The sequence below is a fragment of the Siccibacter turicensis LMG 23730 genome (assembly GCF_000463155.2).
Classification (GTDB): domain Bacteria; phylum Pseudomonadota; class Gammaproteobacteria; order Enterobacterales; family Enterobacteriaceae; genus Siccibacter; species Siccibacter turicensis.
The window spans coordinates 199,122-224,393 of the sequence record NZ_AWFZ01000017.1; the positions used below are offsets into that span (position 1 = coordinate 199,122).

20 protein-coding genes, 1 tRNA gene and 1 pseudogene are annotated in these 25,272 nt (G+C 57.1%); 11 read left to right on the forward strand and 11 right to left on the reverse strand.

What is annotated here, in order from left to right:
• Window positions 1-62 precede the first annotated feature (62 nt).
• Both DW58_RS02740 and trmB read right to left on the reverse strand, forming a co-directional pair.
• Complete coding sequence (locus tag DW58_RS02740; RefSeq protein ID WP_024550235.1) at window positions 63-389, reverse strand: YggL family protein; 327 nt, start codon at window positions 387-389, stop codon at window positions 63-65.
• Window positions 389-1,108 (reverse strand): tRNA (guanosine(46)-N7)-methyltransferase TrmB, encoded by a 720-nt coding sequence (gene trmB / locus DW58_RS02745; protein ID WP_024550236.1) that lies wholly within the window; start codon window positions 1,106-1,108, stop codon window positions 389-391. The genes DW58_RS02740 and trmB overlap by 1 nt, the downstream gene beginning before the upstream one ends.
• Window positions 1,109-1,263: 155 nt before the next feature.
• Between trmB and mutY the strand changes: the two genes are divergently transcribed.
• The 3 genes from mutY to mltC all read left to right on the forward strand — a co-directional run bounded on the left by mutY (window position 1,264) and on the right by mltC (window position 3,803).
• Window positions 1,264-2,316 carry an A/G-specific adenine glycosylase gene (mutY, locus tag DW58_RS02750; RefSeq protein ID WP_024550237.1) on the forward strand — a complete coding sequence of 351 codons (1,053 nt, stop codon included), beginning with the start codon at window positions 1,264-1,266 and terminating at the stop codon, window positions 2,314-2,316.
• Window positions 2,317-2,344: 28 nt separating this feature from the next.
• Window positions 2,345-2,617 carry an oxidative damage protection protein gene (locus tag DW58_RS02755; RefSeq protein ID WP_024550238.1) on the forward strand — a complete coding sequence of 91 codons (273 nt, stop codon included), beginning with the start codon at window positions 2,345-2,347 and terminating at the stop codon, window positions 2,615-2,617.
• Window positions 2,618-2,723: 106 nt separating this feature from the next.
• Window positions 2,724-3,803 (forward strand): membrane-bound lytic murein transglycosylase MltC, encoded by a 1,080-nt coding sequence (gene mltC, locus DW58_RS02760; protein ID WP_024550239.1) that lies wholly within the window; start codon window positions 2,724-2,726, stop codon window positions 3,801-3,803.
• A gap of 61 nt (window positions 3,804-3,864) precedes the next feature.
• On the opposite strand, the gene DW58_RS02765 is transcribed toward mltC, so the two are convergent.
• Window positions 3,865-6,003: an ornithine decarboxylase gene (locus DW58_RS02765; protein ID WP_024550240.1), complete on the reverse strand. Its 2,139-nt coding sequence runs from the start codon at window positions 6,001-6,003 to the stop codon at window positions 3,865-3,867.
• A gap of 515 nt (window positions 6,004-6,518) precedes the next feature.
• On the opposite strand from DW58_RS02765, the gene DW58_RS02770 reads away from it, so the two are divergent.
• Window positions 6,519-7,238 carry a DUF554 domain-containing protein gene (locus DW58_RS02770; RefSeq protein WP_024550241.1) on the forward strand — a complete coding sequence of 240 codons (720 nt, stop codon included), beginning with the start codon at window positions 6,519-6,521 and terminating at the stop codon, window positions 7,236-7,238.
• Between the two features lie 105 nt (window positions 7,239-7,343).
• Window positions 7,344-7,419 (forward strand) — tRNA-Phe (locus DW58_RS02775).
• Window positions 7,420-8,407: 988 nt separating this feature from the next.
• Here DW58_RS02775 and DW58_RS02780 read toward each other — a convergent pair.
• Window positions 8,408-12,184: a hypothetical protein gene (locus tag DW58_RS02780; RefSeq protein ID WP_024550242.1), complete on the reverse strand. Its 3,777-nt coding sequence runs from the start codon at window positions 12,182-12,184 to the stop codon at window positions 8,408-8,410.
• A 20-nt stretch (window positions 12,185-12,204) separates the two neighbouring features.
• Window positions 12,205-12,387 (reverse strand): DUF3363 domain-containing protein, encoded by a 183-nt coding sequence (locus tag DW58_RS21505; protein ID WP_152525663.1) that lies wholly within the window; start codon window positions 12,385-12,387, stop codon window positions 12,205-12,207.
• 813 nt (window positions 12,388-13,200) lie between these two features.
• Between DW58_RS21505 and DW58_RS02785 the strand changes: the two genes are divergently transcribed.
• Both DW58_RS02785 and DW58_RS02790 read left to right on the forward strand, forming a co-directional pair.
• Window positions 13,201-13,671, forward strand: coding sequence for a hypothetical protein (locus DW58_RS02785; protein ID WP_024550243.1), 471 nt, complete (start codon window positions 13,201-13,203; stop codon window positions 13,669-13,671).
• A gap of 77 nt (window positions 13,672-13,748) precedes the next feature.
• On the forward strand, window positions 13,749-14,288 hold the full coding sequence (locus tag DW58_RS02790) for a hypothetical protein (RefSeq protein WP_024550244.1): 540 nt from the start codon (window positions 13,749-13,751) through the stop codon (window positions 14,286-14,288).
• Window positions 14,289-14,543: 255 nt separating this feature from the next.
• Here the strand turns inward: DW58_RS02790 and DW58_RS21285 are convergent.
• A pseudogene (locus DW58_RS21285) lies at window positions 14,544-15,226 on the reverse strand (GlxA family transcriptional regulator); the annotation flags it as partial.
• 119 nt (window positions 15,227-15,345) lie between these two features.
• Window positions 15,346-16,215 (reverse strand): hypothetical protein, encoded by an 870-nt coding sequence (locus DW58_RS02800; protein ID WP_051195551.1) that lies wholly within the window; start codon window positions 16,213-16,215, stop codon window positions 15,346-15,348.
• Window positions 16,216-16,403: 188 nt separating this feature from the next.
• Between DW58_RS02800 and DW58_RS21510 the strand changes: the two genes are divergently transcribed.
• Window positions 16,404-19,082, forward strand: a complete 2,679-nt coding sequence (locus tag DW58_RS21510) for an autotransporter family protein (RefSeq protein ID WP_024550246.1) — start codon at window positions 16,404-16,406, stop codon at window positions 19,080-19,082.
• A gap of 199 nt (window positions 19,083-19,281) precedes the next feature.
• Here DW58_RS21510 and DW58_RS02810 read toward each other — a convergent pair whose 3' ends face one another.
• Window positions 19,282-20,955 (reverse strand): methyl-accepting chemotaxis protein, encoded by a 1,674-nt coding sequence (locus DW58_RS02810; RefSeq protein ID WP_024550247.1) that lies wholly within the window; start codon window positions 20,953-20,955, stop codon window positions 19,282-19,284.
• A 395-nt stretch (window positions 20,956-21,350) separates the two neighbouring features.
• Here DW58_RS02810 and DW58_RS02815 point away from each other — a divergent pair, with 395 nt between their 5' ends.
• Window positions 21,351-22,391, forward strand: coding sequence for an aldo/keto reductase (locus DW58_RS02815; RefSeq protein WP_024550248.1), 1,041 nt, complete (start codon window positions 21,351-21,353; stop codon window positions 22,389-22,391).
• 30 nt (window positions 22,392-22,421) lie between these two features.
• On the opposite strand, the gene DW58_RS02820 is transcribed toward DW58_RS02815, so the two are convergent.
• The gene (locus DW58_RS02820; RefSeq protein WP_024550249.1) at window positions 22,422-22,910 is read right to left on the reverse strand and encodes a TIGR00645 family protein; all 489 of its coding nucleotides are present in this window, start codon (window positions 22,908-22,910) and stop codon (window positions 22,422-22,424) included.
• Between the two features lie 81 nt (window positions 22,911-22,991).
• Window positions 22,992-23,501, reverse strand: coding sequence for an ESA_00282 family adhesion-associated protein (locus DW58_RS02825; protein ID WP_024550250.1), 510 nt, complete (start codon window positions 23,499-23,501; stop codon window positions 22,992-22,994).
• 105 nt (window positions 23,502-23,606) lie between these two features.
• Between DW58_RS02825 and DW58_RS02830 the strand changes: the two genes are divergently transcribed.
• Window positions 23,607-24,011: a hypothetical protein gene (locus tag DW58_RS02830; protein ID WP_024550251.1), complete on the forward strand. Its 405-nt coding sequence runs from the start codon at window positions 23,607-23,609 to the stop codon at window positions 24,009-24,011.
• Window positions 24,012-24,016: 5 nt separating this feature from the next.
• Window positions 24,017-24,463: a cytoplasmic protein gene (locus DW58_RS02835; RefSeq protein ID WP_409371876.1), complete on the forward strand. Its 447-nt coding sequence runs from the start codon at window positions 24,017-24,019 to the stop codon at window positions 24,461-24,463.
• Window positions 24,464-24,466: 3 nt separating this feature from the next.
• Here the strand turns inward: DW58_RS02835 and fucR are convergent, their stop codons facing one another.
• The gene (gene fucR, locus DW58_RS02840) at window positions 24,467-25,198 is read right to left on the reverse strand and encodes an L-fucose operon activator (RefSeq protein ID WP_024550253.1); all 732 of its coding nucleotides are present in this window, start codon (window positions 25,196-25,198) and stop codon (window positions 24,467-24,469) included.
• Window positions 25,199-25,272: the final 74 nt, after the last annotated feature.

Below are 25,272 nucleotides of genomic sequence, written 5' to 3' on the forward strand. Positions count from 1 at the left end.
CACATCCATCAGAGCAGGGCTCTCAGACAAAACGGGCCGGCAAGCCGACCCGCTGTTAACGCTTAATCCCACCAGACATCAAAGAGATCGCTGATGCGCACCTCTTCAAGCTTGCGGTCTTCAAGCCATTTGCGTACCAGCGCCTGATGCTCCTCGGTACATTTGCCGATCTCCTGCATGCAGATCAGCCCTTCCCAGGCCAGGTATCCGCTGCCGTCGAACGCCAGTTTGTTCGGCTCAATCACCTCATTGATGAGATCTTCCACGGTCTGGTCGATCGTCTCTTCGCTGGTCCCTTCCGGGAAGCGCCAGGCTACCGAAAAGCCCAGTTCCTGAAACTCATCGATGTGCATCTTTTTACGTAAGCGGCGGCTGCGTTGCGTTGCCATTATTTGGTCCTCTCAAACATTAGATCCCATACGCCGTGACCTAAACGATGGCCACGCTGCTCAAATTTGGTTACCGGGCGCGATTCCGGGCGCGGTACGTAGTCCCCGGTGGGGGACAGGTTTTTATATCCATCAAGCTGGCTCATCACTTCGAGCATATGTTCGGCATAAGGTTCCCAGTCGGTCGCCATATGGAACACGCCGCCGGGTTTCAGTTTGCTTTTTACCAGCTCGGCGAACGGTGCCTGCACGATACGGCGTTTGTTGTGGCGCGCCTTGTGCCACGGATCCGGGAAGAAGAGCTGCACCATAGTCAGGGCATTATCCGGGATCATCTTTTCTAACACTTCCACCGCGTCGTGACACATCACGCGCAGGTTCCCGACCTCCTCTTCCTGAGCCGCGCTCAGGCAGGCGCCAACGCCCGGAAGGTGAACCTCAATGCCGAGGAAGTTCTGGTGCGGATTGGCTTTCGCCATGGTGACCAGCGAGGCGCCCATACCAAAACCGATCTCCAGCGTGGTCGGCGCGTCGCGGCCAAACAGCGACACCAGATCCAGCGGCTCCGCGGTGTATTCCACGCCCATCACCGGCCAGAGATGGTCCAGCGCGTGTTGCTGACCTTTGGTCAGGCGTCCCTGGCGGCGGACAAAGCTACGAATACGGCGCAGCGGGCGACCGTTTTCATCAAATTCCGGTGAAATGACGTCGTTATTCATAAAAAATCAGTCTGCTTGAGTTAATAGGAAGGCAAGCGGGCATTATCCAAAGTTAGTTACCGGATGCAAGCACCGGAAAGTTCCGGTTTACAGCGTACAGCCGCTGTGCTGGAATCTGGCCCCTTATTCACGATTACGGAAGCCCGTCGTTAATGATGCAAGCCTCTCACTTCTCCGCACGGGTGCTGGAGTGGTACGACAAATACGGGCGCAAAACCCTGCCCTGGCAAATCGAGAAAACGCCGTACAAAGTATGGCTCTCTGAGGTGATGTTGCAACAAACGCAGGTCACAACCGTGATCCCCTACTTTGAGCGCTTTATGGCGCGTTTCCCGACCGTCACCGATTTAGCCAACGCCCCGCTGGATGAGGTGCTGCATCTGTGGACCGGGCTTGGCTACTACGCCCGCGCCCGCAACCTGCACAAAGCCGCGCAGCAGGTGGCACAGCAGCACCAGGGTCGCTTCCCCACCACCTTTGAAGAGGTTGCCGCCCTGCCCGGCGTCGGACGCTCCACCGCCGGGGCGATCCTGTCGCTGTCCCTCGGCCAGCACTTCCCGATCCTCGACGGCAACGTGAAACGCGTGCTGGCCCGCTGCTACGCGGTGGCCGGCTGGCCGGGTAAAAAAGAGGTGGAAAAACGGCTGTGGGAGATCAGCACTGACGTGACCCCGGCGCAGGGCGTGGAGCGCTTCAACCAGGCGATGATGGATCTGGGCGCGCTGGTCTGTACCCGCTCGCGGCCAAAGTGCGAAGTCTGCCCGCTCAACGACGGCTGTATCGCCTACGCCACCCAGAGCTGGGCGGCCTATCCCGGTAAAAAACCGAAGCAGACCCTGCCGGAGCGCACCGGGTATCTGCTGTTGATGCAGCATGAGAATAAGGTCTACCTGGAGCAGCGTCCGCCTAGCGGGCTGTGGGGTGGACTATACTGCTTCCCGCAGTTTGCCGATGAGCAGGCGCTGCGCGACTGGCTGCACGCGCGTGGCATCGCGGACGACGGTCTCAGCCAGCAGACCGCGTTTCGCCATACCTTCAGCCATTTTCATTTAGATATCGTACCAATGTGGCTTCCCGTGTCCTCTTTTGCCGCGTGCATGGATGAGGGCAGCGCACTCTGGTATAACTTAGCGCAGCCGCCGTCGGTGGGGCTGGCCGCGCCGGTCGAACGCCTGCTTCAGCAGCTGCGTACCGGCGTTATGGCCTGATCGCCGCCCGTTTTACAGAGGAAATGAGATGAGCAGAACCATTTTTTGTACCTTTCTCCAGCGCGACGCTGAAGGCCAGGACTTCCAGCTCTACCCGGGCGAACTGGGTAAGCGTATTTACAGCGAAATTTCCAAAGAGGCCTGGGCGCAGTGGCAGCATAAGCAAACCATGCTGATCAACGAGAAAAAGCTCAGCATGATGAACCCGGAGCACCGCAAACTGCTGGAGCAGGAGATGATCAACTTCCTGTTCGAAGGCAAAGACGTACATATCGAAGGCTTTACGCCGCCAGAGAAGTAATCATAACGTTTTCCCGTCTGGGGCATCCGCCTCAGGCGAGGTAAACCTGGCGCAGAAAGTGGACGCGATCGATCCCCTGTTCAACACAACACGCAACCCAGGACGCATGAAAAAATTTTTAGCGCTGGCCCTGTTGGCCCCTTTGCTCGTCTCCTGTTCCGGCTCTAAAAAGGGCGACAGCTACAACGAAGCCTTTATAAAGGACACGAACGGTTTCGATATTTTGATGGGGCAGTTTGCCAACAACATCGAAAATATCTGGGGCTTTAACGAGGTGTTGATCGCCGGTCCCAAGGACTACGTTAAGTATACCGACGGCTACCAGACGCGCAGCCACATCAACTTTGATGCCGGTACGCTGACGGTTGAAACCATCGCCGGCACCGACCCCGCCGCGCGTCTGCGTCAGGCCATCATCATGACGTTGCTGATGGGCGACGATCCGAGCAGCGTCGATCTCTACTCTGACGCCAACGATATTCAGATCTCCAAAGAGCCCTTCCTTTATGGGCAGGTCGTGGACCACACCGGGCAGCCGATCCGCTGGCAGGGGCGCGCCACGCAGTTTGCCGACTGGCTGCTGCAAAACCGTCTTAAAAGCCGCCGCTCCGGGCTGCACGTCATCTATAGCGTGACCATCAACCTGGTGCCGAACCACCTTGATAAACGTGCGCATAAATACCTGGGCATGGTGCGCCAGGCGTCACGCAAATATGGCGTGGATGAGTCGCTGATCCTGGCGATTATGCAGACCGAATCGTCGTTTAACCCCTACGCCGTCAGCCGCTCCGATGCGCTGGGCCTGATGCAGGTGGTGCAGCACACCGCCGGGAAAGACGTGTTCCGCTCCCAGGGCAAATCCGGGACGCCAAGCCGCAGCTTCCTGTTCGATCCGGCCAGCAACATTGATACCGGCACCGCCTATCTGGCCATGCTCAGTAACGTGTATCTGGGCGATATCACCAACCCGACCTCGCGTCGCTACGCGGTCATTACCGCCTATAACGGCGGAGCCGGCAGCGTGCTGCGCGTCTTCGCCAGCGATAAGATCGAAGCGGCGGCGATTATCAACACCATGTCGCCGGGCGATGTCTACCAGACGCTGACCACCCGCCATCCGTCGGCGGAGTCGCGGCGCTATCTCTATAAAGTGAACAGTACCCAGAAGGTGTACCGCCGCCAGTAACGCAAAAGCCCCTCAGACGAGGGGCTTTTTTTGGCGGATGCAGGCACCGTCGGTATCCGCTTTAGCGCTTCACCATATTGCCATACAGCCGCTTGATGCCGTCGGCGTCGGTTTCGCTGTAGACCCCCTGTAACTCCGGCGAAAAGCCCGGCAGCAGGTTAACGCCCTCTTCCAGCGCCAGGAAGTAGCGCAGCGCCGCCCCGTCCCACACTTCGCCGGGCACCACGCACAGCACGCCCGGCGGGTACGGCAGCGCCCCTTCCGCCGCGATACGCCCTTTCGCCTCGCTCAACCGCACCAGATCCACGTTACCGCGAATAAACGCGATATTGGCATCCTGCGGGTTCATCGCCACCTCAGGCAGTTCGCTGCGGCGGAACATCGCCTTCTGCAGATCCTTCACGTCAAAACTGACGTAGAGATCGTGCATCTCCTGACAGAGCTGGCGCAGCGTGTAGCCTTTGTAGCGCACCGGATACTTGTGGTAGATGGTCGGCAGCACATCAACAAGCGGGGTATCATCCTCAATATGCTGCTCAAACTGCGCCAGCATGGCGACCAGACGGGCAATCTTCTCCGGGCTTTCGGCGGGGGTCAGCAGGAACAGGATCGAGTTAAGATCCGATTTTTCCGGAACGATGCCGTTCTCACGCAGGTAGTTGGCAAGAATGGCCGCGGGCACGCCAAAGGCAGCGTACTCGCCGCTTGCCGGATCGATACCCGGCGTGGTCAGCAGCAGCTTGCACGGATCGACCATGTACTGATCCTGTGCATAGCCTTCAAAGCCGTGCCAGCTGGCGCCCGGCTCAAAGGTGAAGAACTGGCGATCCCGGGCAATCAGATCGGTGGCGTGATCCTGCCACGGACGCCCGGCAATCTCCGGCGGCACAAAGGGTTTGATCATCGTGCAGTTGGCGATGATCGCCTTACGCGCCTCGATGCCCAGCGCCACGCAGTCGGCCCACAGGCGGCGTCCGCTCTCCCCTTCGTGGATTTTGGCATTGACGTCGAGCGCGGCAAACAGCGGATAAAACGGGCTGGTGGAGGCGTGCAGCATAAACGCATTGTTCAGGCGCTTGTGCGGGCAAAAACGCGCCTGGCCGCGAATGTGGTTATCTTTTTTATGGATCTGCGAGGTTTGCGAGAAGCCGGCCTGCTGCTTGTGTACCGACTGGGTCACAAAGATCCCCGGATCGTTTTCGTTCAGCTCAAGCAGCAGCGGGGAGCACTCAGCCATCATCGGGATAAACTGCTCGTAGCCTACCCAGGCAGAATCAAACAGGATGTAGTCGCACAGGTGGCCGATGGTGTCGATCACCTGCCGGGCGTTGTACAGCGTACCGTCGTAGGTGCCAAGCTGGATCACCGCCAGACGGAACGGCCGGGCCTCTTCCGCGCGCGCCGGGGCCACCTCGCGGATCCGCTCGCGCAGATACGCCTCGTCAAAACAGTGCGCGTCGATGCCACCGATAAACCCGAACGGATTGCGGGCCGCCTCCAGATAAACCGGCGTCGCCCCGGCCTGGATCAGCGCCCCGTGGTGATTCGATTTATGGTTGTTACGATCAAACAGCACCAGATCGCCGCGGGTCAGCAGCGCATTGGTCACGACCTTATTGGCCGCCGAGGTGCCGTTCAGCACGAAATAGGTTTTGTCGGCGTGAAACACCTTTGCGGCAAATTTCTGGGCATGCTTCGCCGACCCTTCGTGGATCAGCAGGTCGCCGAGCTTAACGTCGGCGTTGCACATGTCTGCCCGAAACAGATTTTCACCGAAGAAATCGTAGAACTGGCGTCCCGCCGGGTGCTTTTTGAAAAATTCGCCGTGCTGGTGGCCCGGACAGGCAAACGTACTGTTACCCATCGCCACATACTGGCGCAGCGTGTCGAAAAAGGGCGGCAGCAGCGCCTCTTCATAGCGACAGGCGGCCGCTTCCAGTTCGAGAAAGTCCTGCGCTTTCCCGCTTAACACGCCGCTGACCTCAGCCGCGGTCGCTTCGCCGGTTTCATCGTACAACCACACCGGCAGGTGGAAACCGGTGCGTTTGAGCAGCGCGAGGATACCGCTGCGGCTGTCGGCAGGCGAGAGCACTACCGCGGCGACATCGGTAAAATCGGTGCTGTCCAGCGCAACCACCTCACGGTGAGTGGAAAGTGCAGCCATCACCTGGTGACTGGCGGCGATTTTCATCGATTTCATAGGCACACATAACCGTATTCAGGAAGTAAGTAACCGGAGACAGCGCGCACGCGCTTCTCACACAGGGGGCCTGACTGGGTTCCAGCTCTGACCGCAAAACATCAGTAAATACAGACCGCGTCTGGTTTTACTGCTGTCCGGCAGCAAGCGTGCGGTGCCCTCACCGCATAGCGGGCGAGGTAATGGCGAGTAACGACGGAAGACGGGCGTGCGGCATCGGGCGATGTCGCCCAGCAAGGACGTAGGCAATGCGAAGCCTGGTCATGTCTGCACCCCCGTAAAAGATGGAAAACTGGCGCATCATCGCAGCTTCTTTTTGCAGGTGCAACCCGATGGCCGGCCCACAGGTAAAGCATTTGCAGCAGGCGGCGCTAAGCTATTAAAATCCATAATACTTATTTTTCACTGTCGACTAAACAATCATAATTGGTGAATAGAAAATCATATTTCACCCATCTGTGCCGTCGCGTGAACACATCTTTCCTTCCTGCCTCGCAGGACATCAGGAGTCTGTCATGGTAACCGGACCTTTTATTAACGCGGGCGCGGTGCTGCTCGGCGGCGTGATTGGCGCCCTGCTCAGCCAGCGTCTGCCGGAGCGACTGCGCGCCTCGATGCCCTCCATTTTCGGGCTGGCCTCGCTGGGGATCGGCGTTCTGCTGGTGATCAAATGCGCCAATCTGCCGGTGATGGTGCTGTCGACCCTGCTGGGCGCACTGCTCGGCGAACTGTGCAATATCGAAGCGGGAATCAACCGCGCGGTGGAGGGCGGACGCCGGCTGGCAGCGCGAGTGCGGCCAGGCAGAGGCACCAGCGCGGCGCAGGAGTCCTTTGTGCAGAGCTTTGTGGCCATCATCATTCTGTTCTGTGCCAGCGGCACCGGGATTTTCGGCGCCATGCAGGAGGGGATGACCGGCGACCCGAGCGTGCTTATCGCCAAGGCCTTCCTCGACTTTTTCACCGCCACCATCTTTGCCACCACGCTCGGCATTGCGGTCGCCGCCATCAGCGTCCCGATGCTGGCGATCCAGCTGTCGCTCGCCGCCTGCGCGGTGGTTATTCTGCCGCTCACGACGCCGATGATGATGGCTGACTTTACCGCCACCGGCGGCCTGCTTCTGCTGGCGACCGGCCTGCGCATCTGCGGCATTAAGATGTTTGCCGTGGCCAACCTGCTGCCCGCCCTGTTGCTGGCAATGCCGCTGTCGGCGCTCTGGACGCACTTTTTTGCCTGAGCCGTTCAGAAAAAACGCAAAATGGTGCGCGAATGCGCGCCCGGGCGTGAAAGCAAGAAAATTGATTTGACGTTAAGGAGTGGATCGGGTTTAATGCGCCCCGTTGCCCGGATAGCTCAGTCGGTAGAGCAGGGGATTGAAAATCCCCGTGTCCTTGGTTCGATTCCGAGTCCGGGCACCACTATTTAGAAGAACCCGCCTTTGGCGGGTTTTTTGCTTTTCTGCGTACCGGACTCTCCATCGAACAGGTTCGATGATTCGCTTCTGCGAAGCTCACCCCTGCGGGGCCAGCGCGACAGGCGCGCTGTTCAAACGCCTGCGGCGTTAGTCCGAGTCAGGGCACCACTTATTAAAGAACCCAGCCTTAGGGCTGGTTTTTTGCTTTCTGAGCTCCGGTAGATATCTGGTAATTCTGATCACAGATGTCGCTGCTTTACCTCGTGGTTTTCACCTGAGCATCTACCTTTAGCGACGCCCTACTCTTCCGGTCACTGTGCCGACGTCTGCTGGTGTTCACTCTGCCACTAAACACTATTTCCAGCTTGCATACGTTTCTGGTGGATACGTCACAGCAAGGCTGACTCCGATCTTTGTCCGGTCTGGAGTAGGAAAGTATCGTCGCTTCGATTCTGATATATGCAAAACACTACCGTGCCGGTAGGTTTGTTCAACCCCTCGCAGTCCCTGGAAGGGACCCTGCCTCGTTAACGGTTTTCAATAAAAATCGGTTATGAGCCTTCTTTCAAGTAACTACCTGTCACTTTCCTGTTCTGAAAAATACTCAGGTTGACCGTCGCTTATGTGCCAGAAGCGGAAGTGGCTAACAACAGCCAGTGTTGATTCACGGGGAACAGCTCAGAACCACTCCAAACGACAACGTTAGCTATTAACGTGCTGTACGAGTGTGTGCGCCAACGGCGCAGTGAGTTGCAAATTAGCAACGCGGTTAACTATGCGCATTAGCCCTCTGGCCGCTGTCATCATTTCTGATTAGGCAAGTGGATAAGTGTCGACGCCGACCAGGGATTGAATGGCTGTTCCCCCAAAACCAGCCATTCGCCCTGCGCGAAGCCGTCAGGCAGAAATGCAAAGGGCGGCGGGCCTGGCCTAAGACTCCGCGAAAGCCGCGAGCAGCGTCAGAGCCCCGCTGGGGATGCACGGATCAGTGGCTATTCGAAACTCTGCTCGCCTTCCCGATCGCGCTTGCTCTCATGTTCGATCCAGCGTTCGAGTTCGGGCAGCATGTCGGTGACCCATTGCCGAACCTCGCCTCCAACATTGTCACCCAGCGTTGTGATAGCCGCGCGACGTCGAACCAAGATATCGGCGAGCGAGCCACTCCAGCTGGGCGGATGCAGCCGCGACCAGATATCGCCGAGGAACGCCCGCTTGTCTGGCGCGTGGCCCAATATTTCCAGGAAAAGCGTGGAGACACCATTCTCCTCTTCGCCCTGCTGCCGCTTGAACATGGGGATGCTTTTGCCAAGCAGCGGATAGCGCCGATCCGGATCGATATTCGCCCACTGAACAAGGGTCTCGGCGCCGACATTTTCCACCGGCGTGCCAGACCCGAAGTCCCCCTCAAACAGCCCCCGATTTCTCGGCCTGAGTTCGGGGAGCAGGAATTCGTCGAGCGCGATCAGGGGGTGGGTCTCGAAGAGCGCCTTCAGGACATAACCAAGATCGTAGGATGAGAGATAGACGGTCTCCAGTCCGGCCCGGACGCGAGCGCAGATTTCCCGCAATGTCGCCTCTCCATCGGGTCCGGCGCAGCAGACCCGAATAACGGTATGCAGCCCAAAATCGCGCAACGACTGCTTCTTTCTGAAGTCAGCGCGCAGTAGCAGCTCACGGCCAACTGCGATCAAGGATGGCGCACGTTGGCGGCCTTCTTCCCGATCGCGGTAGAAGTGCATGTGCAATATATCAAGCGCGATCTCGACGCCGTCGGCCAAATTGCCGATGTCGGTGAGTAGCAGGCCAAGCGCGTCGGGTGGAGACTCCACGACACTGCCATTGGCGATGCTTTGAAAATTCCACGCCGAAAGGACGCCACGTTCGATCGCACGCCGAAGCCGCGCTATGCCTTGGGTATCGATAGCAACACGCGCTTGAAGATACGGCAGACTCGCGGCAAGATCGGGATTCTGGATCACATTCTCTAGCGTAGAGTTGGCAAAGGCCGAATCCTTGGCGTGCGCGCCATGGATGAACCCGCCCAGCACCATTGCATTCCGGCTGTCCGCCTCGGCGGCGGAGAAGAGGTCCAGCAGTTCACACCACATCGCATCAAGATCGGTGGCACCATCCGACAGACCAATGCCGCATTCATAGGCGCGCTGCGGATTTTGTTCGACGAGCAGTTCGGCGATGAAGTCAGCGCGCGTCTCCGGGTCGTGTGCGAGTGCGGTGCCGATCTCTTTCGCCTGCTGGGAGGCGCGCTCATAGGGTTTCATGACGTCGCCGTCATCCGCGTCGCCATCAGCCACATCCCAACCGAAACTGTTGCGCCCCAGTACGACCGCACGGGCCTGATGGAGAAGATCAGTGGGTTTCAGGCGTTCGATGAGCGCAACGAGACGGGCGCGCACCTCATTCGGCATCGCGTCGCCCTCGAAGCGCAGCGCTGTGCGGAAGCCGATCCACCCCTCGATCCAAGGTCGCTCGGAAGAAAAATGGGTCGCTGCCCGTTCAAGCGCATCGTGGCAGGCGCCGAAGTGCCACAGATTTCTTACGCTGTGGGCAAGGTGGTCCCTGGCGTTTTCGATGACTGGCGATAGCTCGACCGCCAGATCGACCGCGCCGTTGTACCAGGCCCAGATGTCACCATAGGTCGGCGGGTGCCAACCATAGTCCCGTGACCGGGCGCCGAAGTCGAAATCGCTGAATGAGCTGAAATGGTGCGCCTTCAGCAGCGCATCGAGGGCGACGCCGGCGCAGCGCGCCAAAGCCGGATCACCCGATTGCGCGAACCGGCGCACAAGCGCTCGCCGCTGATCTGGTAAAGCCTTGGTGCCGGACAGGTGCAGGTGAAACAGCTCGGCGAACATGCCCGACGCCGAGTTGTTGTGGTGGGCGGGCGATTCAGCGGAAAGAAACCGCGCAAGCAAGGTTGCCGCGCGGTCGAACAGCGGCGGATCGTAAGCGAGGTGCTTGATCAACCGTATCCATTGCCACCGGTTGCTCGACTGCGGATCGATTATCTCGCCGCCATCTGGGCCGGCAATATCACGCTCGATCCTCGCGAGCACGGTATCGGGTGCAACCGGGGCGATGTTGGCGATGATCTGAAGGCCATCTTCTCCCAATGCCGCAAGATCGCCGAGTGGCCCGTCGGCACGGAGCCAGCGCTCGACCACGGCCCGCGCCTCGGCGCTGTCGTGCAGATAGCCGAGGCGGCGCGAAAGGGACTTCTGCATTCGCGTTGTAAGCGACGCGCAGAAGCGATCGAAATCGGCCGGCGGCATGCGTTCAAGGGCGAACCCGGCGAGCGGGTTGGCGATCGCATGCGGCAGGATAGCGCGCCACCGTCCCCGCAGCTGCGCGATCCCCCGCTGTCGAAGCGTATTCAGCGCCGCATATATCGTCGCCACGGGAACACCGCGAATAGCGGCGACCCGCGCAAGTTCACCGCCTTCCGAAGTGTCCTCGCCATCGATCGAATAGAGCAGGGCAAGGTCCTCGGCAGCGGAAAGCAGATCCCGGTCAGGCTCGTTGCGCTGATGAAAAATCCGCTCGAAGAGGTCGCGGCTCTTGAGCTTTCCCAGGGTCTCGCCTTTTCCGAGCGTGTCGGCGAGAGCGCGCGCCACGCGGAAGTTGCCATCGCTGAACTCTGATATGGTTCGTCGGTCGACCTGCGTCACATTGGGGAAGGTCTTTTCGAGCCACAGCTCCACGATTTCGGACGATGCTGATTGCAGGCGAAAGACCTCGGTACGCTCGGGCTCGTCTTCGCGAACATCATATTCGACAGTTAAGAGACTGACTTGGCTCCCCGTTTCCGAACAGATGCGGGCCAGTTCGTTGTGCGTCGCCGGGTTGCAGTTGTCGACGATCAGGATCGCACGTTGCCGTGCGATCACCAGCTGGCGCGCCATGTCCCGTGCGGTCGGATCAGTCTCCGCCGAATAGTCGGTATAGACAGCGAGCCCCGGATCGAGCGACACCTCGCCCACACCATCCTCGAACAGGGCCTGCACGAGACGAGTCTTTCCGAGACCGGACAAGCCGATCAACCGGATACATTGGCGAGCTTTGGTCAGAGAGACGCGAAGCCGGGCGATACCCTCGCCGATGGTGAGTTGCTCGCGGTCGCTCGTTCGCTCATCGGTTAGGCAGGCCTTATCGTTGAAGAGATAGGGCGTCTCCTCGCTCACGCCGACGCCGCACCAATCGCCGATGCTGCTCCAGCCCGACATACCGATGCCGAGCCGCGTGCGGACCCAGGCGGCAATTCCTGGATGGTGATTGACCCATGTTGCCAGCCGGTCGCGATCGTAGAAGTCGCTATGCAACTGCCCGGCCTCAGGCAGATCGTCGAGTTGCGCCCGGATCGCATCGCGACGATCGCTCAGCGGCTTGTCTGCGACCGACCCTTGCGCGCTGACGATGATGTAGGCGCCCGAGCGAGCGGCGAGTTCGGCGATGACCGGCCGTAGTACGCCGCCAGGACGCATCTCATCGCGGATTGCGCTCGCCGGCATGTCGGGCTTTTTCACCTGAAACCCTGTGTGCTGGCGCGGCACAAAATCCGGCATCAGCAGTGCGGACGGGCACTCGACCCGGACATCAAGCCCGCCATCGGCCGCATCCTGATTGCCGCCAGCCGTTACCGACGAACTGGGGCAACCCTGCGCCCGCAATTCTGCCAAGGCGAGACGTGCGACGAGTGTCCGCAGATCGGCGTCATTGAGGTCGGCGACTTGTGCGCCAGTAATTTCGAACATCGTCCCCCAACCCCCTTTCATCAAATATTGGATATCATGCGGGAGAACAAAGAGCAGTCAAGCGATAGTTGGTCCGCCACGGACGCGACCGAACTGCTAGTTAATCCGTCGCCACGCATGATACCAGCGACTGGCTTGCCGAGCTGGCGCTCCAGCGCCGGTCGCCACGGCACGAGCGTGAACTCGCGCGATCCAGCGGAGATGCTGTTGGGCTGCCATCCACATGATTTCTGCTAGGTGCGGAGCACCTGAATCGTCTCGAGATGCTTGAGCGCCGCGCTTTCCAGTCCGTTCGTGAAGAAAAAGCCCGAGCCTTTAGTTCGAAGTATGGTATCAATCATGGCATTTCTGGTTCATAAATTTATAGTTCATTGATAAATATGGACGTTATATGACTATAAATAATCGAGTGGGAATGATTTAGTTCCTGCTGGATGTATCAAATATTTAAAGCCCGCGAAAGCGGGTTTTTTTATAGAGAATAATTTTAGAGAGCTTATTGCTACTTTAGTTGAATCAAAGTTACTTGTTAGAGTAGTTACTACCAATGGCCTGCATAACGCAGGCCATTGTCGTATATGACCGAATTTATGGCATATAAAAGCTGACCTGCCGCTGTCACGGCTTGGCACTTTTACGAAAAGCTTGCCGCTGTCGTCATCATTGCTGGCCTGCTTGGTGCCGCATGGATCATGTTCATGATAGAAACCTTCACGCCTGATCTGTAACGCGAAAAGCCGCCATTATTAGTTGAAAGATTTCTGAGCGCTGCCGATACTCATTACAGTGGATGCGGGTGAGCCGGATAAGCCCACACCAGGCAGAACGCACCGCTTTCCCTGCGGTACTTCAACATTGCTGAACAGGCCGCCGCTAGGCGGTTTTTTACGCCCTTCTCCGGGTATTCGGCAAAACCCCTGTAACACCAAATCATGTAATCGGATACGCAGCCGCACTGTGCCGAACCAAATATTACAGATATGGGCGTCAAAACCCATTCATTAAAAGGAACTAAAATGGCTGACCGGGTAATATTGCAGCGTGAATTTTCGGAGCTAAACGGGCTGCACGTAAGCATCATGAAATATGCGACTGACCGGGCCGAACTTCATCAGTGTGACGTTTATCTGTGCGTGAACACCAAATCTCACGGCGATCAAATACTGAAACGCATATTTGAAGAGCGCGAGCGTAACAGACTTAAGTCAAATGAGATTATCAGTGTATACGGGAGAAAAGTGAGTCTTCACACGTCACGGACGCTGAATAAAAGCTATCTGACGGAAGGTGTGTATTTATTATTTTTCCCCGGCCCTGACCTGCTGAAAGCCGTTGAGTACCAGGCCAGCCTTAATCCCGTTTATGAAATCATCGTTTTTACAGAATCTGACGGGCATACGGATGCTACGGATCAGTGGATGTCAGAACATGACGTTCGCACGCTCCAAACCGGAAAAGCAGCTCCAGATCCGGACGAAAGAAGTTGATTTACTGGATAAAAATCCAGCACCAGACTCCAGCCCTGCTCATGAACTGAAATCCAGCCATAAGGAGATGCCATACAATGACATTCAATTTCGAGAACCTCACCACCCCAGAAAGCATTGACCAGCATGTCGCCTCATTCTGTAGGACTTTAAGCTCAGAACCCCCGGTATATATAGATGTCGAACCAGAGTTATGGTGTAAGCAGTCGAACTGTGAGATGAATGTAGATAAATATATTGAGCAGAATAGCGGTGAAAAAGTTATCGGCTATAAAATATGGTACATAAAAAGAAAGTATATTGAAGCTGAGCGTCATGTTGTATACAGAAAGGATGGCGTATACAAAGACCTTACTTTTAATACTGATGGTGAAACTATCATATTATTTGTCCCCGACAGTAAGAAAATCACCTATGATGAAAAACCCTTAAAAACCAGAATGGGCCTGACGCAGAAAACAAGACATCTGGCAAAAGAATACGATTTACTGGAGACCGGCATTCGCCAGATGAGCCAGGAGGATTCGTGGAACATAATGCCTTCCTACGAGGATTGGCTTAAGGGAACCAGAATGGCGAACTTAATTCCGGTGCCCGCTAAACCGGACAATCGGTAAAACGCCAATTCTGCCGAATCGCCCCGCTGCGGCGCGCAATACTACAAGCGCCGGGCCAGGCTACGCCGGTTCCCCGGCTGCGCGATTCGGTAAAACTCCGGTACAGGCGGATTTCCCCGAATGCGATTTACCGCCAGCGGAGTTTTTCTTCTTGATTTTTACAGCGTTCAGAATCGCGAGTTAGAAAATGTCATTCTGACATTAAGCCTATGTCCGTTTCTCGCTCATAGCAGACCTTGCCACGAGCGTATGTCCTCAATATACAAGAAGCGTTAAAGCGCAACGCGCTAATTGAATCCCTGCATTTGAAAAGTGCGTTGTTTTAAGCCTCTCTCTGAAGCTGCAAGGAGACATACCTGTCACAATAGTGAAGGCGCGCCTGAAAGTCGTTTCGTCACCATATCCGCAGGCATTTGCGATCTGAGTAATGGTTTTGCCCGGACTTTCCAGAAGGAGCGTCGCCGTTTCGATACGAACCCGCGTGATGAAGCGTTTCGTGCTTTTCTGAAGGAGTGCTTTCATTTGACGGTTAAGCGTCCGAGTTGTCGTACTCAGCGCTTCAGCCAGCTGCTCTACCGCCATTGCCGGATTCCAATAACGAATTAGATTTTCAGCTTTGGTCAGCTGATCACCTAAGTGACGGCGCACGATGTATATCACCAGATCGCCCCCTGAAAGTGGCCCTCCCGTGGTTATCACGTTGTCCTGTTCGGCCAGCGCCTTTCCCCATACTGGCTTTGCCAGCGGATAACGCTCAGCAAAAGTAGGGTATAACACCATGTTGTGGTGCAGACCCGCCCGTTGAGTAAACCCGCTTCTCCGAGTACAAATCCCCCCGCGCAGGCACCGGCAATACAGCTTCCCTTTGAATGGCTGATACGCAGCCACCCGGCCGCGCTGCACACTGCTGCTCTGTCGGCCGAGGGCCGTCGATGCTCTGGTTTTCGCCTCATCTTCGGCGTGAATGACGCGCTGGTAATGCGCTGGGAAAAAGTGGTAGCGATCGCCACGCGCATTCATCAGCAGATGGATCTCACGCTGTTCCACCCTCTCCCTCTCAAGGCCTGACGCTATACGTCGCGCAGCCTGCGGGCGGCAACGGGTTATCCTGTAGCAGAGCAGGCCAGCGCGCGGCCCAGTCGGAGCCATGCGTCATCTCCGGCACCCGAACGGTGATGACGCAGCGCGAGCCTGACGCGCGTTGAAAGCGTGCGGCAACCTCTGGTGGAACCGTGTTATCCGCCTCCCCGCTGTAGTGAACCTGTGGAAGATGGCTCAGCTGCGGGGCGACCTCAAGCGCACCTGCCGCATCGGGCATCGGTGTTACTTTGTGCAGCTGGTTAACGTATGCCACGTCCAGATTCCCCGCCACGCTTCGCAAAGAGACAACGTCGCTTCGCCGCGCGGCCAGCTGGGCTGCGATCGCCGCCCCGCCGGAATACCCCACCAGCTCCAGCGTTACGTCAGGCCAGGGCCGTATGGCCTGGTCGAGAGAGTGATTAATAGCGTTAATCAGTTCCGGTGAGAAACGTTTATCTGTCCACGCGCTTTTTTGACAGCCTGCCGGCAGCGGTGGGCCAACTAACTGGCACGGGCGCGCCAGGTAGAGCACGTTGCGCGTCGGGTCGGCCAGCGCCAGCTTTAGCCCGACGGGATTATGCGGCGTGGGGTCGTCAGAGGGGCGCGTCCGGCTGGCCCAGGCGAAACCATCTCCTTCGATATAAACCCGCAGCATGGTGACCGGCGGCGTGATATGCCGCCAGCTGGCAAGCGTTCCCGCGCTACCCGTTATGTCTGACCGGGTAAAACCGGCCTGCTGCGCAAGCTGCTCCGCCGAGCGACGCGCGTCGCGCTGAGCGCACCCGCTTATCAGCATTACCATCACAAATCCGGTAGCGACTACCCGCGCGCTGCCTGCCATTCTCATAAACCCCCGTCAAAAGTGCTGTTATTCGGTGATTTGCATTCAGATGCCTAATGTTACACAGAGAAATAATTAAACACAGCTTATTGTATTTTTCTTTGAATTATATATTCTTCGAAAATAAATCGGACTAATCCGAATTTATAATAATAAATCGCTCATCTCACTCACTCATTTGGGTCGTGGCATCTATGAAAAAATCTCGTATCAGCCAGCATGGGGCATTGCTGGTCGCGTTAACCTCGGCGCATGGAGCGCTACTCCCCTCAGCCTGGGCTGCTGCGGATACCCTCATTATTGACGAGCCAGAAACCCCCGGTTTTCAGGTGCCAATGCCGTTCGACAGCATCCGCATTACCAACACGGGTTCGCTGGTTTCTCAGGGGCAGTTTATGCCCGCGTTAACCATTTCACCGAATGTGGAAGTCCTGGAGCTCGATAACGAGGGCGCAATCTACGGCCGTGACAGTTTCGCTGTTTATAACGAAGGGAACGTTTCCAACCTGAAGAACAGCGGTACCATCATCTCTGATGGGGCGTTCAACGGGAGAGGTGATGCCCTGTTCAACAGCCAGACGGGCAAGATTGATAACCTCGTCAACAGCGGTACCATCACCAGTACCTCTGTCGATAACGCCTCATACGTGGCCATAAACAATCAGGGAACCATCGGTACGCTCTACAACACGCCGACTGGCAACATCAGCGGTTTTGTAGGCATTAACAACTTTGGGCGCATCGATTACCTGAAAAATGCCGGCAGCATCACTAACCTCACGGCAACTAACTTCGATACCAATCCAGCGATCGTCAATAATGGTTCAATTGGTACGCTGGAGAATATCGGCACAATCGCCTCTAACATTAATACCGTTGGCGCGATACGTAGCATGCCCGCCGTGCTTAACTTCGGTACCATCGATACCCTCGTCAATAACGGTCTGATCGTCAGTGATGAACGCGCCATTGAAAACCAGGGTACGCTGGAAACCATCGTCAATACCGGCACCATTAAGGGCGATATCGTTCTGTATGGTCCTTCTCTGACGGCCACTTTCATTGGTGCAGATATCGGTGAAGGCATCCTCACTGGCGCCGCCGGGACTGGCGCAATCCATGCCCGTGGCGACGTCATCTTCCGTTCCGGCTCAATGCTGTTGAACGACAACATCTATAGCCGCGGCACGGTTTACAACAAAGCGGCAACCCTAAAGCTCATCGATGCCATTACCATCAATGGCAATTATTACCAGGGGAGTGACGCCACGCTGGTCTCGGGCGTGAGTGACAAGGCCATTGCCAATGGTGAGATTGGGGCGGACGCCGGCTATGGTCGTCTTAACGTGAACGGATCGACCATCGTCGAACCGGGATCCCGTATCGTCATGGCACGCGGCGGCAAACGTTATGACCTCGCTCCCGGCCAGCGCTATGTGGTGATCAACACCGTCGCGGGCCCGGCGCAGTACAACGCCGACACGCTTAAGTATGAAGTTGAAGGCTATACGGCTGGGGTGAAAGGCTATACCGTCACCGACAACAACCAGACTGCACTGGTGGTCACCCTCGGTAAAGATGGCACTCCCATCGAGACACCGCATCCGGTCGACCCGACCGTGCCGGTAGAACCGACCAAACCGGGGACGCCAACCACACCGGTTACCCCGACCGCCCCGGGTAAACCTTCTCTGCCGTCGACGCCTGCGCCGCAACCACAGCCGCCAGAAGTCGTACGTCCGGGTGCTACGCTGCCGAACGCCACGCGCGCGCTGGGTGGACTGGCGAACTACTCCGGTATCTCCCCGCAGCTGCTGGAACTGTATAACGCCTCACTGGCTATCAACGACAGTAACGAAGCCAACCGCGTGGGCGAGCGTCTCTCTCCGGGCCAGAGCATCAGCACCAGCACCGCAACCGGCATGTCGACCACAGCGGCCTCCGGTGTGGTACGTAACCATATGGACGCACAACGCAACCCGCAGATTGGCGGCGCAAGCGGCGTAGCAACCGGTGATGCTTACGAAGACTGGATCCTCTGGGGTCAGCCGTTCGGCGGCTTCGCAAACCAGGACAGCACGAAGGACGTCAGCGGCTATCGCGCGAAGTTCGGTGGTCTCATTATCGGTGCGGATCGCGCGCTGGGCGATCTGTGGCGCGTGGGCGCGGCGGTGAACTACAGCAACACCTCCGTGCACGGTAAGGACAACCTGAACGGTAACAACTCTACCGCCGACAACTACGGTGTTATTGGTTACGCCAGCTTCAGCGGCGAGCCGTGGTACGTGAACCTGTCCGCAGGCGTAAACCGTCAGAACTATCAGGCCAACCGCCAGGTGGACTTCACCGGCTTCGAAGGCCGTGCGCAGAGCAAATATAACGGTCAGTCGGTTACGCTGCAGAGCGAGTTTGGCTATCCGCTTACCCTGCCAGCCGACATCGTGCTGACGCCGCTTGCCGGGCTGTCTTACAGCTACCAGCATGTGGATGGCTACAGTGAAAACGGCGGTAACGGCATGGCGCTGAACGTTGGCTCCTCGCACACCCAGTCCGTTACCAGCGACATCGGTGCGCGTCTCTCCCATACGTTCGATACCTCGCTTGGCGACCTGACGCCGTTCGCCCAGCTGTCATGGATCCACCAGTATGACAATCGTCAGGTGAGCAGCAGCGCCAGCTATGCGGCAGATACCGTCGGCGAAACGCGCTTTATCACCAAAGGCATCGCGCCGGTAGAAGATATGGCGGGCGTCGCGGTCGGCAGCACGCTGTACGATGTGAACGGTCTGAGCGTTGATGCCCGCTACGATCTGCAGGCCGCCGAGCACTACCAGGCACATGCCTTCAACCTGCGTCTGCAAAAGACCTTCTGATTTATCACCCATCCTGAACACCAAAGGGGCCGCAAGGCCCCTTTCTTTTTCCTGCGCATCACCCTCTCCCCGCCCTTATCTACGCTTACCGTAATGCCCACCGCGCGACGAAATGGCAGCATCTGTCGCGCCCACGTGGTGAAACGCAGGGCATAAAAAAAGCAGCCCGCAGGCTGCTTGAAGGGTCATGCCGGTGTCCTCAGAACGAGGTCCAGTCGTTGTCACCAACTTTTGCCGGGCCACCCGCTACGGCGGTTGCCAGACGCGGCTTCACCAGCGGGGCACGCGGTGTGCTGCTGGTGCGCGACTCGCTTGCCTGAGCGGAAAGACGGAACTTCTGCACCGAACTTTGCAGCGCCTGGGTCTGCACCTCCAGCGCCGCTGCCGCCGCAGACACCTGCTCAACCAGCGAGGCGTTCTGCTGCGTCACGCCGTCCATCTGCGTAACGGCAATGCCGACCTGAGAAATGCCTTTGCTCTGCTCCTCAGAGGCCTCGGCAATCTGCTTCATGATCACCGTTACGTCAGTCACGGATTTCAGGATGGCCGACATGGTCTGGCCCGCTTCATTCACCAGGCTCGACCCTTTCTCAACGCGGGATACCGAATCGGCAATCAGCGTTTCGATCTCTTTTGCAGCATCCGCACTGCGGCTGGCAAGGTTACGCACTTCGCCGGCCACGACCGCAAAGCCTCTGCCCTGCTCACCGGCACGCGCCGCTTCCACCGCGGCGTTGAGCGCCAGAATATTGGTCTGGAAGGCGATGCTGTTGATAACGGTAGTGATCTCGGCAATCTTCTTCGAACTGAGCGAGATGCCGTCCATGGTTTTCACCACGTCATCCACCAGGTTCCCGCCGCGCCCGGCGGTGACGGAAGCGGTATCTGCCAGTTTGCTGGCTTCGCGCGCGTTATCGGCGTTGAGTTTCACCGTCGCGGTCAGCTCTTCCATGCTGGCGGCGGTCTGCTCCAGCGCCGCAGCCTGCTCTTCAGTTCGTGACGACAGCGAGTTGTTGCCGGCAGAGATCTCGGTAGCACCGCGCCAGATGTTATCGCTGCCTTCACGGATGGTGCTCACCGCTTCACGCAGGCTGTCCTGCATCGCACTCAGCAGCGGCACCAGTTTGCCGACGCAGTTGCGCCCGAATTCGTGCACCGGCTGGCTGAGGTCGCCCTCGGCGATCAGACGGAAGTGGTCGCGGATTTTATCCAGCGGACGTACCAGCATCGTGACCAGGTAGCGGTCGGTGAACAGCAGGATCAGCAGGCCGGCAACCACTGCGATGACGATAATCACTTTCGTCACCCAGGTCAGGCCATCGACTTTGACGCGGGTTTGATCGAGCTTGCCGGCGGCGGTGGTGTTAAAGGTTTCAGCGCTGGCACCAAAGGCGCGGCTCAGCGGCGGCGTGACGTTATTCGCCTGGGCGCGATAGGCTTCGACGGTGCCGGTTTTCGCCGCCAGCATTTGCGGCTTCACGCCTTCATCCAGCAGTTTTTGCCAGGTGACGATCACCTCCTGGGAAACGGCGGCATCCATCGGGCCTGGCGACATCGCTTTAAAGGCGGAGAGCTGCTTATCCATGTTATCCAGCGCCTGCTGCACTGGGGCAAACGCGGCCTCGTCAGGGGTGCCGCCCGCCAGGCGGGTTTCCATGACGCGCGTTAAACGGGTAACAAAGCGGAAGTACTGGTCATTGCCTTTGCTCAGCACGTTCATCTGGGCAACGAGCTGGCGATCGACATTGTTGCCGTCCGCCACCGCGTTGAGGGAGTAGACGCTGTAGAGGCCAACGCCCGACCAGAGCAGACAAAACAGGCCGAGCACCGTCAACATGACAGCGCGAATGGTAAAATTACGAAGCATACCCATATTAGTAATCCTTGCCGTGAAGAATAGAGTTCGTCCCCATGCAGGACTTACCCCGGTTATCGGCAAAGCAGGGGAAATATATAATATTTTATTTTTCCGCGATTTATGCCAAACCAAAAAATAATGCTTTTCATAGGCTTATATTTTTTAGAGGATGGCAACGCGCCATTTTAAATAGCAGACTTACAAAATGAAAAAGCGCATAAAAATAAGGGGTGTTAAATTTAACAATTAGCCAGACCTTAACCGCATAAATATTCTTTTTACTCCATATCAGACGTTACTTATTCATTTTACGCCAGCGCGCAGCGCTGAACGGCCAGGGTTTCCATGACCTCAGGATGACGCTAAGATGGAAACAGCGTTTCAAAAAACCAAGAATCAGAGGAGTGATGATGACCTGGCTTGCCGATCCAACACGTTACGAACAGATGCAGTATCGCTACTGCGGGAGAAGCGGTCTGCGCCTCCCCGCCCTCTCGCTGGGGCTGTGGCACAGCTTTGGTCATATCAGCCCGCTTGAAAGCCAGCGCGCGCTGGTGCGTAAAGCGTTCGACCTTGGGATCACTCATTTCGATCTCGCCAATAACTATGGCCCGCCGCCGGGCAGCGCCGAGGAGAACTTTGGCCGCCTGCTGCGCCAGGACTTTGGGGCCTATCGCGATGAGCTGATCATCTCCACCAAAGCCGGGTATGACATGTGGCCAGGGCCGTACGGCTCAGGCGGCTCACGCAAATACCTGCTCGCCAGCCTCGATCAGAGCCTGAAACGTCTGGGCGTGGAGTATGTGGATATCTTCTATTCCCACCGCGTGGATGAAAGCACGCCGATGGAAGAGACCGCCGCCGCGCTGGCCCACGCGGTGCAGAGCGGTAAAGCGCTTTACGTCGGGATCTCCTCCTATTCCGCCGAGCGTACTCAGGCGATGGCGGATCTGCTGCGCGAGTGGAAAATTCCGCTGCTGATCCATCAGCCGTCCTATAACCTGCTTAACCGCTGGGTGGATAAGAGCGGGCTGCTTGATACGCTGGAACAGAACGGCACCGGCTGCATCGCCTTTACGCCGCTGGCGCAGGGTCTGCTTACCGGTAAGTACCTGAACGGTATTCCGGAAGGCTCCCGCATGCAGCGCGAAGGGAAGAAAGTGCGTGGCCTGACGGAGAAGATGCTCACCGAGGCCAATCTGGCGAGCCTGCGGTTGCTCAACGAGATGGCGGCGGCGCGCGGACAGACCATGGCGCAGATGGCGCTGAGCTGGCTGCTCAAGGATACGCGCGTCACCTCGGTGCTGATCGGTGCCAGCCGTCCTGAACAGCTGGAAGAGAACGTTCGGGCGCTGGACAACCTGCACTTTACCGAGGACGAGCTGGCGCGCATTGACGGGCACGTCGCGGACGGAGAGCTCAACCTCTGGCAGGCGTCATCCGACAAGTAAAAAAAAGCCCTCATGCGAGGGCTTTTTTTATTAGCGTTTCGTGAGCCTGTCGAGGTAGCCCATCACAAACGCAGACAGCACGAAGGTGAGATGGATGATCACATACCACATCAGCTTGTTGTCCGGGATATTGCGCGCGTCCATAAATACGCGCAGCAGATGAATGGAGGAGATGGCGACGATGGAAGCGGCCACCTTATTCTTCAGCGACGTGGCGTCCATCTTGCCAAGCCAGTTCAGCTTCTCTTTCCCTTCATCAATATTAAGCTGTGACACAAAATTCTCGTAGCCGGAGAACATCACCATCACCAGCAGCCCACCCACCAGCGTCATATCCACCAGAGAGAGCAGCGTGAGGATCAGATCCGCTTCGGCAATAGAGAAAATATGCGGCAGCGTATGCAGGATTTCCTGAAAGAACTTTATCGCCAGCGCCACCAGCGCCAGAGATAAACCAAAGTAGACCGGAGCGAGAAGCCAGCGCGAGGCGTACATGGCATTTTCAATAAAGCGTTCCATAGTGTCCTGTAAAATAACCAAACCGGCGCTCAGTATAGCCTGAATGCCGCGGGCGGTTGCAACACCACGAACGCCGAAAAATCAGATATCAGCGAGCGCCACCTGCGGACGTTTACACGCCGGCCAGACGACCTCAACCAGCGCCGGATAGGCCTCCAGGCTGAACTCGCGGAAGCACTGACGCAGGTTCATCAGTTCGATGTCGGAAAAGGTCACGGCTTCACCGTTCATGCAGCGCTTTTTAATATTGTCGTAGTAGCGGTACACCGCAGAATTGAGATCGCTGCAGCGGCGCTGGGCATCAAATACGCCCGGTGCGGCGGTGAGCTGTTCAAGGCTCATCTTTTTCACGGTGGAGTGAATAAAATCAATATATTCATGATTGACGCGCCAGTACCACTCGGGGGTAATGGCGTTCATCAGCATGGCGAAATGCTCCTCGCCCTCTTCTTTACTGACCTTGCTGACGGGTGGGGTTTCCGGTTCAGACGTATCCGGCTTTGGTGCGCTACGGCCATACTCTCTCATCAAAAAAAGCACGCCGCTTAATAGCAGCAATAAAACCACTACCGTATAAAATATAGTGTTCATGAGAAAGCTCCGTTTTTTTTGATTTTAAATTTGCTGCATGATATTGTCAACGCGATCTGAGCCACGTGTTTTCTCTCTTAATAATATATAAAGGTCACCCAAAATATGCTGCCTGATCATCTTGTTCCGGCGCGCTTTCATATCTCTGAATCAGACGCTCAACGAAAAAAAGAAGAAGAAAACAGCACCGCTTTGCCCGCAGATGAAACCACCTTCGCTGATATAGAAAGCGACATCATGTGTGGTAAATCCTGGGCCGGGCAAACGCGCAATGTGATTTCAGAAGAGCGCGATCGTCATATTAAAGAGCGTATCAATACGGTTGTTAAAATCGAAACCTTTGCTAAGGTCTTGAATGGCTTGCTGTTAGAGCAGGAGATCAAGCCTGAAGAGCTTGATAAACTGCTTAGCGAAAAAACAGCGGAAATAAATGCAGCGGGCAATGAAATTTGGGTTAATTTACTTACCCGTGAAAAAACTGCGCCATTTTTTTATCAGCTTGAGGAATAACCATCGTGACAACCTCAGCAACGCCCGTAAAAGATTTTGCTTTAGAAGAGCAGCACAAGCAGAAATTTATCTTAAGTCAGAATTTAGCTGCCTTAATCGCGGCGCGAAATGACACGCTTGAACAATATGGTCAAGCCGCGACCTCCATTCCCGCTGCACTGGTGGAGTTGAAATGGGTAAACCGTCGCGAAATATACCCGCTGCTGGTCAAAGAAGAAGTATACGGCGCGGTATTAAATGAAATTATGCGCCGCTATCCGCAGCTCAAAGCCAAAATCATGGCGCGCATTGAGGCGAACTTCCAGGTAATAAAAACCCAGGAGATGGCGACGCTGACCCTGCTGCGCCAGCTGGCCGACGGAGAGTTTAAAACCACTACCGTGGTCGCGCTGCCGTCTGATCCCAGCCCGGCGGTGAAAACGGCCCCCACCGCGTCACCGGCGAAACGCTAACCGCTACCCGGCTAACGCCGCCCTGGCGCTGGCCGTTTCGTCGGTAATCACCTCGGTGACCTGCGCCAGCGTGCCAATCTGTACCTCGCCGGTGCGCTCGCGTTTACTCTTATCGATAAGCAGCAGCGACTGCGCGGCCCGGCGCAGCAGCAGCGTTTTAAACTCCGCGTTCCAGGCCCTGGCGTCCCAGATGCCGCCATCGCTGTCGATGCCCTGACAGGAAAAAATAAACAGGTCGATATCAAACTGCCGCAGCAGCGACAGCAGCGCCGGATTCTCATAGCTGGCAAAGGTGCGATCCAGCACGCCGCCGCTGCTGATAAGCCGGATGCGCTGGCGCTTCGCCACCTCCTGACAGACGCGCACGCTGTTGGTGAACACCGTCAGCGGCATATCCGGAAGCTGGCGCGCCAGATACCAGCAGGTGGTGCTGGCGTCAAGGGCAATCACCATCCCTTCGCTTACCCACTCCAGCGCCAGCCGCGCAATATCCAGCTTGTGTGAATGATGGCTTTTAAGCCGCGCCGAGAACGGGGCGTCATGGCTCTGACGATCCTCGCGCAGGATACGCGCCTGCCCGTGGCTACGCAGGATAAGCCCCTGCCTTTGCAGCAGACGCAGATCGCGCCTTACCGTTTCGGGGCTGACCGCCAGCATCTGCGCCAGCGCCCCGGTGGTCAGCTTGTCGTGCTCGTGCAGCAGCTGCGCGAGTCTCTGATGCCTGTCCGATTTCATCTCTTCCCCTCCTGCGTACTGCTTTTAGCGTAAGGGGGAAGAGCAGGTTTTAACAGCGCCGCCCGGGGCCGCGT